This is a genomic window from Chitinophaga sp. 05T412, from assembly GCF_056396465.1.
Genome location: NZ_JBFTLN010000003.1, coordinates 725,363 through 739,035, shown reverse-complemented (window position 1 = coordinate 739,035; position 13,673 = coordinate 725,363). Strand labels below are relative to the sequence as shown.

10 protein-coding genes are annotated in these 13,673 nt (G+C 44.6%); 8 read left to right on the top strand and 2 right to left on the bottom strand.

Annotation, left to right across the window (positions count from 1 at the left end; all coding sequences use genetic code 11):
* Positions 1–4 precede the first annotated feature (4 nt).
* Both AC1DFM_RS10245 and AC1DFM_RS10240 read left to right on the top strand, forming a co-directional pair.
* Entirely contained in the window at positions 5–2,431 is a 2,427-nt protein-coding gene (locus AC1DFM_RS10245; protein ID WP_477076623.1) for a penicillin acylase family protein, read from the top strand.
* Positions 2,432–2,452: 21 nt separating this feature from the next.
* On the top strand, positions 2,453–2,845 hold the full coding sequence (locus AC1DFM_RS10240; protein ID WP_477076622.1) for a hypothetical protein: 393 nt from the start codon (positions 2,453–2,455) through the stop codon (positions 2,843–2,845).
* Positions 2,846–2,853: 8 nt separating this feature from the next.
* On the opposite strand, the gene AC1DFM_RS10235 is transcribed toward AC1DFM_RS10240, so the two are convergent.
* Entirely contained in the window at positions 2,854–3,924 is a 1,071-nt protein-coding gene (locus AC1DFM_RS10235; RefSeq protein WP_477076621.1) for a sensor histidine kinase, read from the bottom strand.
* Positions 3,925–4,127: 203 nt separating this feature from the next.
* Between AC1DFM_RS10235 and AC1DFM_RS10230 the strand changes: the two genes are divergently transcribed.
* The 5 genes from AC1DFM_RS10230 to AC1DFM_RS10210 all read left to right on the top strand — a co-directional run bounded on the left by AC1DFM_RS10230 (position 4,128) and on the right by AC1DFM_RS10210 (position 11,443).
* Entirely contained in the window at positions 4,128–6,569 is a 2,442-nt protein-coding gene (locus AC1DFM_RS10230) for an outer membrane beta-barrel protein (RefSeq protein WP_477076620.1), read from the top strand.
* Between the two features lie 41 nt (positions 6,570–6,610).
* Positions 6,611–7,258 carry a helix-turn-helix transcriptional regulator gene (locus AC1DFM_RS10225; protein WP_477076619.1) on the top strand — a complete coding sequence of 216 codons (648 nt, stop codon included), beginning with the start codon at positions 6,611–6,613 and terminating at the stop codon, positions 7,256–7,258.
* 217 nt (positions 7,259–7,475) lie between these two features.
* Positions 7,476–8,240 (top strand): SDR family oxidoreductase, encoded by a 765-nt coding sequence (locus tag AC1DFM_RS10220; protein ID WP_477076618.1) that lies wholly within the window; start codon positions 7,476–7,478, stop codon positions 8,238–8,240.
* A 101-nt stretch (positions 8,241–8,341) separates the two neighbouring features.
* On the top strand, positions 8,342–8,731 hold the full coding sequence (locus tag AC1DFM_RS10215; RefSeq protein WP_477076617.1) for a hypothetical protein: 390 nt from the start codon (positions 8,342–8,344) through the stop codon (positions 8,729–8,731).
* A 294-nt stretch (positions 8,732–9,025) separates the two neighbouring features.
* A complete protein-coding gene (locus AC1DFM_RS10210) occupies positions 9,026–11,443 on the top strand; it encodes an ABC transporter permease (RefSeq protein WP_477076616.1) in 2,418 nt (805 codons plus the stop codon).
* On the opposite strand, the gene AC1DFM_RS10205 is transcribed toward AC1DFM_RS10210, so the two are convergent.
* Positions 11,444–12,754 (bottom strand): sensor histidine kinase, encoded by a 1,311-nt coding sequence (locus AC1DFM_RS10205; protein WP_477076615.1) that lies wholly within the window; start codon positions 12,752–12,754, stop codon positions 11,444–11,446.
* Positions 12,755–13,082: 328 nt separating this feature from the next.
* Here AC1DFM_RS10205 and AC1DFM_RS10200 point away from each other — a divergent pair, with 328 nt between their 5' ends.
* The gene (locus AC1DFM_RS10200) at positions 13,083–13,613 is read left to right on the top strand and encodes an RNA polymerase sigma factor (RefSeq protein ID WP_477076614.1); all 531 of its coding nucleotides are present in this window, start codon (positions 13,083–13,085) and stop codon (positions 13,611–13,613) included.
* Positions 13,614–13,673: the final 60 nt, after the last annotated feature.

Below are 13,673 nucleotides of genomic sequence, written 5' to 3'. Positions count from 1 at the left end.
ACAGATGAAAAAAATTAATAGCGGTGCACTGTTTCCCTTCGTGGCACTGACCTTATTGGTGTTTGCGTTTTCGCAACAGATGTTTGAGATACCGCCATTAGGTAAGCTGCTGGAACCTTTTGCAGGGGCCGTACAAAATGAAGAGTCACAGCATGATGGCTTGCTGCAACTGCAGGCGGGCAATGGTCTTAAAGATAGTGTGCGTGTGTTTTTTGATGAGCGGCGGGTGCCACACATCTATGCAAAAAATACGGTCGACATGTACTTTGCACAAGGGTATGTGACCGCCTCGCTCCGTTTGTGGCAGATGGACTTTATTACGTATGCTTCTGCAGGCCGGCTTTCGGAGCTGTTTCCGAAAAAAGAATTGCTCGAGTACGACCGTAATCAGCGTCGCATAGGAATCCTGGAAGCGGCGCGCCATTCGTTGGAGCTGATAGAGCAGGATACGGCCACCAATGCCATTCTTACTGCCTATACCGCCGGCGTAAATGCTTATATCCGGCAACTGCATTATCGTGAGCTTCCGCTGGAATACAAGTTGCTCGATTATAAGCCGGAGCCATGGACTAAGCTGAAAAGCGTACTTGTTTCCAAAAGTATGGCTAACAGTATGACGGGTTATGAAGAGGATCTTTTTTTATCCAAGATGATGCTGGCGCTGGGAGAAGACAGCTTCAACAAGCTGTATCCCGATTTCGTGGATCATACTACACCGGTCATGAATGCCAATGCACCAGCAGGTCCGTTGATGGCCTATAACCAGGTGAAGAAGCCGGAATATCTTAATTATTCATTTCTTTCTACACGCCCTATTGTTACTAAAAGTTCCTACAACCCGGCGCTGGGAAGCAATAGCTGGGCGGTATCAGGAGAAAAAACGAAATCCGGGCATCCTATTCTGGCCAACGACCCACACCTGAACCTGTCGATGCCTTGCGTATGGCTGGAATTACAGATGAGCAGTCCGGGTGTAAACGTATACGGTGTGTCCATTCCAGGTTCTCCGGCGGTGATTATTGGCTTTAACGAAAACATTGCCTGGGGCATTACCAATGGCGCAGATGATGTGAGGGACTGGTATAAACTGAAGATCAGCAACGACTATAAAAAATATGAGTATGATGGAAAATGGCTGGATCTTTCTTCGAGAATAGAAGTGATTAAAAGAAGAGGACTCGCCACCGTGTATGATACTATTTACAGTACCATCCATGGGCCGATTGTTTTTACGCGTAGTTTCCCGGGCCGTGAGCAGGATCTTATGAATAATGCTTTGAAATGGGAGTTGCACAATCCTTCCAATGAGTTCCGGACATTTATCAAGCTGAGTTCCGCCGCCAACTACCAGGATTACCGGGAAGCGATCAGTCAGTATTCCTGTCCTTTGCAGAATTTTACGTTTGCCTGTAAAGATAATACCATTGCCATCAACCACCAGGGAAAGATGGCGGAGAGATGGCCGGGGCAGGGAAAGTTTATTCTTGATGGTACGAGCAAGCGGGATTTGTATACCAGGTATATTTCTACAGACAGTTTACCACAGCTGTTGAACCCTGCATGTCATTATGTACTTTCTGCCAACCAGCATCCAACTTTTGCCAACTATCCCCACTACTACCATGGTTATTATTCGGAGACCAGGGCTAACAGGATCGGGCAATTGTTAGACAGCGCCACGGGAATGGATATTGGCCGCATGAAGGCCATTCAGCTGGACAACACCAATACCTTTGCCGTAGATGCTTTGCCGGTGTTGCTGGCGTCTGTGCAAACCCGGTTGCTCAACAAAGAGCAGCAACAGTTGTTGGCAGCCATCAGCCAGTGGAAGGGCAATTATGACGCTGATAATGAGCAGGCGGAGCTCTATGAGCTGTGGTGGAAAAACGTGAGAGACTATACGTGGGATGAATTTGACAGCTACCGTTTTTTTATGCGTATGCCTGAAGACTACATCTTGCTGAACCTGATCGGACACGATCCTTCCAACAAGTATTTCGACAAGCAGGGCACAGCTATGATAGAGCAGGCCGGGGATATTGTGACTAATTCGTTTGCCGTAGCAGCAGACGATTATCTTAAGATGAAAAAGAAAGGGAAGGTGAGCTGGAGCAGTTGCAACAAGATAAACGTGATGCACCTGACGAACATGCCGGCACTTAGTGTGCGGGACCTGGCTTCGGCAGGGCATCCTACCGCTATCAATGCGATGTCGGCAAACTGGGGGCCTTCCTGGCGTATGATTGTGGAACTGGGAGACCGTCCCGTGGCTTATGGCGTGTATCCCGGCGGACAATCAGGTAATCCCGGCAGCCGTGACTATGATAGTTTTATCAAAGACTGGAACAAAGGGAATTATTATCAACTGCATTTTTACATGTCGCAGCAGGAGGCGCAGCATCAGACAGCTGCCAGCTGGTTGCTGAAGTAATCACTCTAAAAGATTATCATTATGAAAACGAAGTTTTTGCAGACATTGATAGCTATCATGGCGATCACCATTTTGATTATATTAACGCGGCAGGTTGTTTTCCTGCCGTGGTGGAGTTTCCTGGTGCCGGTGTTGCTGGCGGGTATGTTTAGTGTGCGGATACCTTGGGTGTTTCCTGTGTTTCTGACCGGCTTTGCAGCAGGGTTTATCACCTGGGCGGGCGGCAATTTGTATTTCGATCAGGCTGGAAATGGGATTGTGCTGGAGCGGGTTGCTTTGTTGGTATCTGTTTCCAAAGTAGTAGTGCTATTGTTAGCAGGTATAATAGGAGGGGTATTGACAGGATTGGCCCTGTATACAGGCCGTGCGTTGGTTTCACCACGGAAGGTAGTCAGCATGGACAACGGGCGGTAAAGATATGGCTACAACTGAATAGTCAATGAGGCAATGAAGAGCTGACCTGTTTGTGCAATATGTAGGGTGTGCCTGTGCGGATAGATCAGCTCCAGTTGTTGACGGAGATTTCGTAGTCCTATTTTTTTCCCATTGTGATGAAGGGTATCGGGGTCGTATGAGTTTTTTACTTTAAAGTGAAAAGAGGATTCATCCGCCCGGAGATCGATATCTATCACCGGATCATCGATTTTTTGACTGGCTCCATGTTTGAAGGCATTTTCCACGATGGTGAGCAGGAGCATGGGGGCGATGCTGTATTCATTTTCACAGGCGGTAGTAAAGTGTATCCTGAGCCTGTTATCATACCGCAGTCTTTCCAGTTCAATGTAGTTTTTGAGCAGATTGATTTCGTTGGAGAGTGGAACGAACTGGCTATTACAGCGGTTGAGTATATGGTCGAGCATTTCTGATAAGCGCTCAATGGATTCGGATGTTTTCTCCGACTGGCAAACAGACAGGGAGTAAATGTTGTTGAGTGTATTAAACAGAAAATGCGGATGCAGCTGATTCTTCAATATCTGTAGTTCTGCGGCCGACTTTTCTTTTTGCAGTAACAAAGATCTTTGTAAGATATCGTTCTGGTCTTTTAGTGATTTTAGCAGCAGGAAGATCAGTGCAACAGAAAAGTTTCTGAAGAAATATAAGTATATCAGTTTAGAAAAATTGGTGAATATTTCCACCGGTGTTTCACTTTTTTTGGGTGCTACTCCCGACAGGGGCTCCTGAATGTATATGGTGATCACCCTGGACAATACGCAGATGAGATACATACCTGCCAGGAACATCAACAGTACCTGCAGGTATTTTTTTGTTTTGAAAAGGCGGGGAATAATCAAATACGCCAGGAAATAGGAAGTCATCGCCTGCGTAGCGATGGTAAGTCCATTGTATAAGTAGGTGTTCAACGAAAACCAGTCTTCCCGGTAATAATAATTTCTTTCTTCTGTAGAGATTAGCAGGATGCCCAGCCAGAAAAAAAAATGGGTGAGTACCCGGTGGTTTTTATGAAACGCGTTTATTCTCCCCAGTAAATTCATAATAGTAACAATGATACTATTTGTTGTTAAAAAAATATCTCCTCCTGCCTGAAAGGGCAAAAGCACTCCCCAGATAATCAAAAACGCACCACGAAATGCATACGGGAGGCAAGATGCCTTATATGTAGGCTGTAAGCCATTTTCCGGCAACAGTGGGAGTCAGATGTTAGTTTAATTTCGATATTGAACTAAATCTGATCCTGATGAAATTTGTTATCCCGGTTGTTTTTTTATTTGTTAGTCTGTTTATCAAGCTGCCTTCCCTGTCAGCGCAATCTTTTCATGGTGCGTTGATCAGAGGCACCGTGGTGGATGTGCAACACGCACCGGTGCCTAATGCGGTAGTAGTATTGAGGAGGGCTGCAGATTCCGTGGTATACAAAACTTCTCTTACAGATACACAGGGTAAGTTTACATTTGAAGCAATAAAAGATGGGATTTATCTTGCGGAGATCAACATCATTGGATATGAGCGATGGCTGCAAAAACCTTTACCGGCAGATGTCAGTCATCCGGAAACGGATCTGGGCCTGGTGATACTGAAACAGCGGTCGGAGCAGCTGAAGGGTGTAGAGGTGAAGTCGCAGGTGCCTTTTATAGAAAGGCAGATCGACAAAACGGTGGTGAACATAGAAAACAGTATCATCAGCGAGGGTTCCACCGCATTAGAAGTATTGCAACGGCTGCCCGGAGTGCAGGTGGACCAGGGCGGGCAGGTTACCCTCAATGGCCGTTCTGCAGTAAGTATTTTTATGGATGGTAAGGCGGTGCAGCTTTCTGCCGAAGACCTGAATAATCTTTTACGCGGCATGCCTTCTTCCATGGTACAGAAAGTGGAGATCATGACCAAGCCCAGTGCCCGGTACGATGCCGCAGGCAGCGGAGGTATCATTAACATTGTCAGGAAAAGGAATCGGAAAGAAGGGCTGAGTGGCAGTGTTAACGGTGGATTCGGGCAGGCGCATTATGCTAAGTATAATGCCGGTGCTAACCTGAACTACAAAAACAAAAATTATAATCTTTCACTCAGCTTAGCTTATTTACATAATACTGACTTCTATACTACGAGTATCACAAGTGACGTATTAAACCCGGATCTTTCTTTAAAGAACCGGCAAAAAACTGAAAACAGGAACGCCCGCGCCAGTAATGCCTACACACCGCAGCTTGGCGCAGAGTTATACCTTTCTGCCAGAACAACTTTGTCGCTTTCTGCTACAGGAGGATTCCAGTTTGCCAATAACCGGGTAAATTCCACCTTGAAGGAAGAGAACGGAGCTCATCTAAAAACCGGAAACCTGCTTTTTGATAATGACATCCGTGATAAACCTTTTAATTACGGCACGGGTATGCACCTGGTACACCAGATAGACACCAGCGGGCAGGAGTTTTCGCTGGACTTTGACTACCTGCACTACTGGAGTAAATCTCACCAGGATATTAACAGCACAACATTGGATACCTCCTGGAATTTCATGAAAGATAACAATGATGTGCTGGAGCAGGACAGAAAACTAAATATTTATGCCGTTAAAGGGGATTATGTACTGCCCCTGAAAGGCCATGCCCGCCTGGAGGCTGGTTTTAAATCCAGTTATGTTAAGGTGAACAATGATAATAGCTACTATCACGTGATAGGTAGTGCGCACAAATTTGATTCATTGAACAGCAACTATATTATCAACCAGGAAAATATCAATGCTGTTTATGTGAATGTTAATAAGGAATATCGCAACGTTACTGTGCAGGCGGGCCTTAGGGCAGAGCATACGTGGAACAGTGGAGAGCAGCGTCCGGATGGTGAATTGGTGCGTCGCAATTATGTACAGTTATTTCCCTCGTTATTCCTCGACTATAAGATCAGTAAGGACCATGCGCTGAATGTAAAAGTGGGTAGAAGAACGGACCGCCCGGCCTATTCACAGATGAATCCTTTCCGTCGCCCGCTATCGCCTACGTTGTACTTCCAGGGCAATCCTTACCTGCAGCCACAAACTTCTGTAAATACGGAGATCACTTATTCCTGGCGGAATGAGTTGTTCCTGACTTTCGCTTACGACTTTTATCACAACTATATGGCCACTCTTCCTTACCTGGATTCCAACCAGGTAACAGTAACCCGCATTCCTACCAATGTTAACGGCTCACATTCCTGGAATATTGATATTGTGTACTCCCGTAAAGTGGTTGACTGGTGGACAGTCAACTGCGATTTTACGTTGTATCGCCAGACCTTTGGCGGGAGCGTGGACCATTTCAGTCTGGATAATAATGGCGTACTTTCTTTTAATGCTGATGTTAACAATAACTTCAGTATCACCAGCAGGTTATCCGCAGAATGTTCTTTCCATGCGGTGTCCCAACGCCGGATGGTAGCCACAACTTATGGAGGTTACTATATTGTGAGCGCCGGTATTAAACAACTGGTTTTTGGTAGCCATGGGTCTATTTCTGCTAAGGTGACCAATATTTTACAGACAGAAGATGAGGGCTCCAGTTATGTGTATGAGCACCTGAATCAAAATTGGCAGATTAACTTTTTTAGCCGGGCAGCCAGCGTTAATTTTACCTACCGTTTCGGAAATGGTAAAACAACCAAACTGCGCTCGTCTGGTGCATCCGAAGAACAAAGACGGTCAAACTAACACTATCAGCCCTAATTCTAGTAAGAAAAGCAACTATGACTATGAAATCGATTAACCTTGGCCTCGTGAGCGAACATGTTCTCTTTAGAAAATTATTGGTGAAATTTCTGGAAGAACATGACATCAAACTAATGGTGTATGCCGAAAACATCAGTGATCTGCTGACGCAATTAAAGACCACTACTGTTTCTGTATTGCTTTTTGATGCGGGAGAGCAATCGCATCAGAATCGCGAATCATTGCAGGCTATCCGGAATATTGCCCCACAGATGAGGATTTTAGCCGTGTTACCCAACTGCGAAGTAAAGAACATTGTAAATCTTATTGATGCTGGTATTTACAGTTGTATCTCAAAAGATGATGAGCCGGAAGAGCTGCTCAAAGCGATTACTTCTGTTTACGAAAACCGTTTGTACTGTAACCAGTTGTTTACGGAAGCGCTTTACTTTTATAAAGAGAATTTGCATATGAATGCGTCGAAAGAGTTGCTGGATGAAAGGGAGAAACTGATCCTGAAATATCTGTGGGCGGAGAAGAGTAATAAAGAAATTGCAGATAAATTATATCTCAGTGTAAGGTCTATTGAAAAGATCAGGCAGGACCTGAAAGAGAAGGTGGGGGTACGCTCCATCATCGGGTTATTGAAATATGCGCTGGATCATAAAATTCTGAATGCTGAAATAAAGTAGCGTTTATTTATTAATATGTATGAGCAATAATGAGAGAAGAGTACCGGGACATTGCTTTCTGGTACTCTTATGTAAATAAGAATAACCTGCTCATGATATCGCCGGCCATTTGATCATTGATCAAATGGCCGGCTTCGTTATAAATACTTAAACTATCACCACAACTCATCCAACTGAATGACTGAATTTTGTGTTATCAAAAAAAATAGCACAACAAATGACAGCAAAAAACAAAGTAGCCCTGGTAACGGGCGGCAGTCGTGGTTTAGGCAGGAATATGTCTTTACATCTTGCTAAAAACGGGCATGATATCATTATCACTTATAAAAGCAATCAGGCAGAGGCCGAAAAAGTAGTAGCCGAAATACAGGCGCTGGGCGTTAAAGCAGCAGCCTTTCCGCTGGATACCGCGAATACCAGCACATTTGATGCTTTCTTCGATACGGTATCCGGTTATCTGCAAACAACTACCGGCAGCGGTACATTTGACTTCCTCATTAATAACGCCGGTATTGATCGTGGCTCCCTGATCCCGCAAACCACGGAAGAAGACTTCGACGAGCTGTATCATGTACATTTAAAAGGCGTATACTTCCTTACGCAGAAGGCGTTGCCTTTTATTGCAGACAACGGCCGTATTATTAATCTTTCAACAGGACTGGCGCGTTTTGTAACGCCGGGTTATGCGGCGTATGCGTCCATGAAAGGCGCTATTGAAGTATTTACCCGCTACCTCGCAAAAGAAGTGGGCGTACGGGGTATTACAGCCAACGTAGTCGCACCAGGTATTATTGAAACCGATTTTACCAAAGCGGTATTTGATCATGCGCCGCAGGCCATTGCACACATCTCCGCGCAAACAGCGCTGGGTCGTACAGGCGTACCGGATGATATTGGTGGCATCGTAGCATTTCTTTGTACAAACGAAGCACGCTGGATTACTGCACAACGTATTGAAGCTTCCGGAGGGATGTTTTTATAACAGATCCGTTGTAACTGATTATAAAGCCGTTTCCATGAACCATGGAAACGGCTTTATTGTTATTCCGTTATATTTGAAGCGCGTAATTAAATTGCTGAAAAATGTCCGGAACTCCTGTCTTAAAAAAGCTATACTTCCACAAAGCCGCTACGGCTTTGATTGTGGATGCCCCTGATGAATATATTGCCCTGATTGGTGAGGTACCTTATGATACCAAACCTGCCGCTAAAAAGAAGGGCGCCTATGAGTTTGTACAGGTATTTGCTACACAACAATCGGCGTTGGAAAAGCTGGTAAAGATACATGTGGCCTCKGGTAAGCCCGATTGTATTTTCTGGGCCTGTTATCCCAAAGGTACGGGGAGTATTAAAAGTGATATCAAGCGGGAAACCGTTTGGGTTGCTTTTCAGGCGGCTGGATTAGAGGCCGTGACCAGCGTATCTATTGATGACACATGGACGGCGTTGAGAGCAAGACCGATCAACAGATAGCAGAAAGCAGAAGGCAGAAAGCAAAAAGCAAAAAGCTATTGTAGCGGATGATTAGCGCGAAAGGATAGTATCCGCATTAATTATCCGCTACAATAGCTTTTTGCTTTCTGCTTTCTGCTTTTGGCTCTTTAGCATGTCCGGAATCGGACAGCGCTTGTGTTGTAAACGGGCATTTATAATGGCGTAACTGATTGTAATAGATTGATAACCATAGTGTTTTCGTTTCGGCATTTTATTGGAGCAACTATCTGCCATATCAGGTGTCTATACGGTGAACGGCAATAACATCACACTATGTTTAAAAATTACTTCAGGGTCGCATTACGGAATATCTGGAGAAGCAAAGGCTTTTCTGCTATTACCATTTTTGGGCTGGCCATCGGAATGGCTACCTGTTTGCTGATTACATTATTTGTAACAGATGAATTGAGTTACGACCGGTTTAATGAAAAAGCGGATCGTATTTTCCGGCTGGATGCAGATTTCCTGGTAAACGGCAATGCGTTTCATGAAAGATATTCTCCCAGTCAGCTAGGACCTGTGTTGGTACAGGATTTTCCGCAGGTAGAAAATTATGTACGATTTTTCCAGCAGGGTAAAATCCTGGTGAGAAAAGGAACTTCCACCCTGGTAGAGCAGAACGCCAGTTTTGCTGATTCTTCCCTGTTTGATGTATTTACTTTACCGCTGGTAGCGGGTGATCCTAAAACAGCATTGACACAACCGCATACCATGGTGATTTCCGAGCGGATGGCGCGTAAGTATTTTGGTAGTACGGATGTATTGGGCAAAACGTTGTTCACCGATAATACCAATACTTACCAGATCAGTGGCGTGATGAAAGATGTGCCGGATCAGTCGCACCTGCATTTCGATTTTGTGCGTGCCATGTCAGAACTGGAAGATAGCCGCAATACCCAGTGGATGGCCGATAATTATACCACGTATGTATTGCTGCGTCAGGGAACAACCGCCGCACAGCTGAGTGATTATCTCCGGGCTTCCGCCTTGAAATATATGGAAACGTCMCTGCAGAAAATGATAGGAAGCACTATTGCCGAAGCAGAAAAAGCCGGTGGACATTTCCGGTATACCCCGATTGCGTTACCCGATATTCATTTGAAATCTCCTCAGGCCAATGAAGTAGAGCCTTCCGGCAATATTCAGTATGTATATATTTTCATTGCAGTAGCGATCATTATTTTGTTGATTGCCTGTGTGAACTTTATGAATCTTTCTACTGCCCGTTCTGCCGGACGTTCCAAAGAAGTAGGGGTGCGGAAGGTGTTGGGTTCACAGCGTTCGTCGCTTGTTTTTCAATTTTTGACAGAATCTGTGCTGACCAGTTTTTTTGCGTTGATACTGGCATTCGCGATCGCTATTTTGTTATTGCCGTTTTTGAATCAGTTATCTGATAAACATATTACGCTGAAAATGGCTTACCTGTATTGGTTATTGCCTTTCCTGGTAGTAACAGCGACTGTGATAGGTTTGCTGGCAGGAAGTTATCCCGCTTTTTTCCTATCTGCCTTTGATCCTATGAAAGTATTGAAAGGAAAGCTGACAACGGGATTTAAAGGTAGCTGGCTAAGAAATAGTTTAGTGGTGTTCCAGTTTTCGGCGGCTATATTATTGATTGTAGGTACGCTGGTGATCAACAACCAGTTGAATTATATCCGTCATAAAAAACTGGGGTATAACAAAGAGCAGATGCTGGTATTGGGGAATACAGCTTCTCTAGGTACGCATGCAAAAAGTTTCCGGGATGAAGTATTGACTATTCCCGGTGTAACGGCAGGTACGATGACGGCTTCCGTGCCCACGGAGATAGCCATGAACACCAGTATTTATTCCAAAGATGCCGCGCGCAGCAATGGGCAGGTAACGGGTTTAAATGAGTGGTACATCGATGCAGATTACATTCCTACGATGGGGATGCAGATGGCCATGGGCAGAAATTTTTCGCCGCAGATGCCTTCTGATACCAACGGATTGTTGATGAATGAAACGGCTGCGCGTTTGCTGGGCATTACAGACCTGGAAAATAAATATCTCTATGCCAGCAATGAAGGGATGTTACCATTAAAAGTAGTGGGGGTAGTAAAAGATTTCAATACCGGCTCTTTAAGAAAGAAGATACCACCTATTATTTTCCGTTTGGGAGAGTATCATCGCTATATGGTATTTAAAGTGGGTACCGGTAATTTGCAGGGTACTATTGCACAGATCAAACATCGTTTTGATGCGCAGGATGGTATGACCGGGCAGCCTTTTGTATATTCTTTTATGGACGATGACTTTAACCGGTTGTATCAGGCGGAAGAGCGTACCGGACGGATCTTTATATCCTTTGCGGTGCTGGCGGTGCTGATAGCATCGTTGGGTGTGCTGGGGCTGATTACGTATGCAGCAGAGCAGCGTACCCGTGAAATAGGCATCCGTAAAGTATTGGGTGCTTCTGTAGTCGGTATTGTTACCATGTTATCAAAAGATTTTCTGAAGCTGGTGTTCGTGGCTATTCTCGTGGCGTCACCGCTTGCGTGGTGGATGATGAACCGGTGGTTACAGGATTTTGCCTACCGCGTACAGATTAGCTGGACGGTATTTCTGGCCGCTGCAGGTATTGCCATATTGATTACTATGCTCACGGTGAGCTACCGGGCTATCAGGGCTGCGTTGGCGAACCCGGTGCATAGTCTGAAGGCCGAATAATTAATCAGCCAGTGGTAGCTCCAGGTAAAAGGAGCTGCCACCTTCTTTATTATTTTCGAACCAGATTTGTCCGTGTTGGGCGGTGGTATATTCTTTACAGAGGAAAAGTCCCAATCCGATTCCTTTTTCATTATCGGTGCCGAAGGTGGACCGTACTTTCAGTGAAAACATATCCAGTTGCCGGGAGGGATCTATGCCGGCGCCGCTGTCTTTTACTTCGATGCGGCATTTGTCACTATTTTTGCTGGTGCGGATATAGATAGCTCCACCGGAAGGGGTGAATTTAGCAGCGTTGCCTACCAGGTTACGTACAATTAATTGCAGCATGTTGAGGTCGGCCATTACTTTGATGGAAGCATCTATATTGGTGTCCAGGCAGATACTTTTTTTGGCGACGGCCATTTTATTGATTTTGAGAATGGGTAGTATAGCGGCGGCAACATCTATGGGGACCAGGTTCACGTTGAGGCCATCCATCTGGGTTTTAGACCATACCAATATGTTATATAGCATTTCCTGCGTACTGTTGACTACATAGAGCAATTCGGTTTCTATCTGTACTTTATTTTGCGGATCTATTTCTATTTCCCGCAGCAGTTGCAGGTAAGACTGTATAGAAGCCAGCGGATTGCGGAGGTCGTGGGAAATAAGAGAAAACAGTTTACTTTTCTCTGTATTCATAATTTCCAGGGAGCGGGTTTTTTCTTCTCCTCTTTTCTTCTCTTTGTTATAGGCTGTTTTCAGGTAGATAGTGCCCACAAAAATAACTACGACGTTAATGATGTAGGTAGGCGTCATGTCAGCGAAGATGTCTGCACGTTCCGGATAAACATCCGCGATAACATTGGGGTGGTAATATTCAAAAAGAATAAGTCCCAGTACTGTAAAGAGATTCAGCACAATCCACCAGTAGTATTGTTTGGCGGGGGAGGTGAGCATGGTCAGGAAGAAGGCCAGGGTAAAAGACAGCAGGGAGGCGCCTCTGATACCACCACTATAGAAATAATTCACCGCAAAACCCGCGTTGATCATGACTACGGCAATGGCTATACACAGATCTACCTTCTTCCTGACTCTTGATAAATAATATATACCAGCAAAAATGAGGACCAGCACCAAAAAAATCAGCGAGGTAGCGGTGAGTCCTGTCGCGTAGTTGTAAGGAACATTGAATCCAATGATGACCAGTGAGATAGCACAAATAGCATTAAAGATGCGATTTTCGAGGGTAAAATGCAGGGGATCTCCTATAATATACAGTGAAAATGCTTTCACTCGCTCTATTAGATTTCGGGTACCGGTTGTTGACATATAACGAATTTAAGGCAAGAATTACGAATTACGAATTACGAATTACGACTTGGTGAGGAGATATCAGCGGGTATTATCTTCAGTTGATCTGTAATTCGTAATTCCTAATTCGTAATTTTTTTTGGTATTCTTCTTACAATTTGATTAATTTTCAAAAAGATAAGTGTACAGCCAAAATGTATTTCTGACGTTATGAAAAGCAATATCCGCGCCATTCCGCGTCCTATAAATTAATCATTCCAATTGAATTAATGTTTTGATAATACGCTTGCCGTTTATGGGGTAAGCGGATAAAAGTAATTTCGTCAGGTGCGATCATTCAATTAATATGACTACCTCTTTAACAGACATAGCACTGTTTCACCTGGTTAAAACTGGCAGCATAGAAGGCTTTACGGAGTTGTACTTACGCCACTGGGAAGCGTTATATGACTACGCCTGGAAGATCCTGGGTAATAAAGATCATGTGGAAGATGTACTGCAGGAGCTTTTCCTGCATCTGTGGGATAAACGGGAAACCATTGAGATAGATACCAACGTAAAAGGATATTTGTTCCGGAGTTTGAAAAACCGGATTTATAATTTTCTGAAAGCCAATGCGGTAAAAAATGCACACTATCAGGCGCTGCTCAACAACATGGGGAATGTTGCGGAGGAAGACGGCGTGATGGAAAGAAAAGAATACGTGCGGCGGCTCCTGTACCACCTGGAAGTACTCCCCGATAAAATGAGGAAAGTGGCCCGCCTCTATCTTATGGATGGCCTTAATGTCAAAGAAATCTCCGACCAGCTCTCTCTTTCCGAGCATACCGTGCGTAATCAACTCAACAACGTAAAACGACGGTTACTTCGCAAGTAAATTTGTTTGTTAAGGAAATGTTAATTGCTGTTTTCATCTGATCAAAAAAGGATGGCGTAG

Excerpts from the sequence above, each read along its gene's own strand:
- AC1DFM_RS10245 (WP_477076623.1), top strand. The coding sequence starts at position 5 with ATGAAAAAAATTAATAGCGGTGCACTGTTTCCCTTCGTGGCACTGACC.
- AC1DFM_RS10240 (WP_477076622.1), top strand. The coding sequence starts at position 2,453 with ATGAAAACGAAGTTTTTGCAGACATTGATAGCTATCATGGCGATCACC.
- AC1DFM_RS10235 (WP_477076621.1), bottom strand. The coding sequence starts at position 3,924 with ATGAATTTACTGGGGAGAATAAACGCGTTTCATAAAAACCACCGGGTA.
- AC1DFM_RS10230 (WP_477076620.1), top strand. The coding sequence starts at position 4,128 with ATGAAATTTGTTATCCCGGTTGTTTTTTTATTTGTTAGTCTGTTTATC.
- AC1DFM_RS10225 (WP_477076619.1), top strand. The coding sequence starts at position 6,611 with ATGAAATCGATTAACCTTGGCCTCGTGAGCGAACATGTTCTCTTTAGA.
- AC1DFM_RS10220 (WP_477076618.1), top strand. The coding sequence starts at position 7,476 with ATGACAGCAAAAAACAAAGTAGCCCTGGTAACGGGCGGCAGTCGTGGT.
- AC1DFM_RS10205 (WP_477076615.1), bottom strand. The coding sequence starts at position 12,754 with ATGTCAACAACCGGTACCCGAAATCTAATAGAGCGAGTGAAAGCATTT.
- AC1DFM_RS10200 (WP_477076614.1), top strand. The coding sequence starts at position 13,083 with ATGACTACCTCTTTAACAGACATAGCACTGTTTCACCTGGTTAAAACT.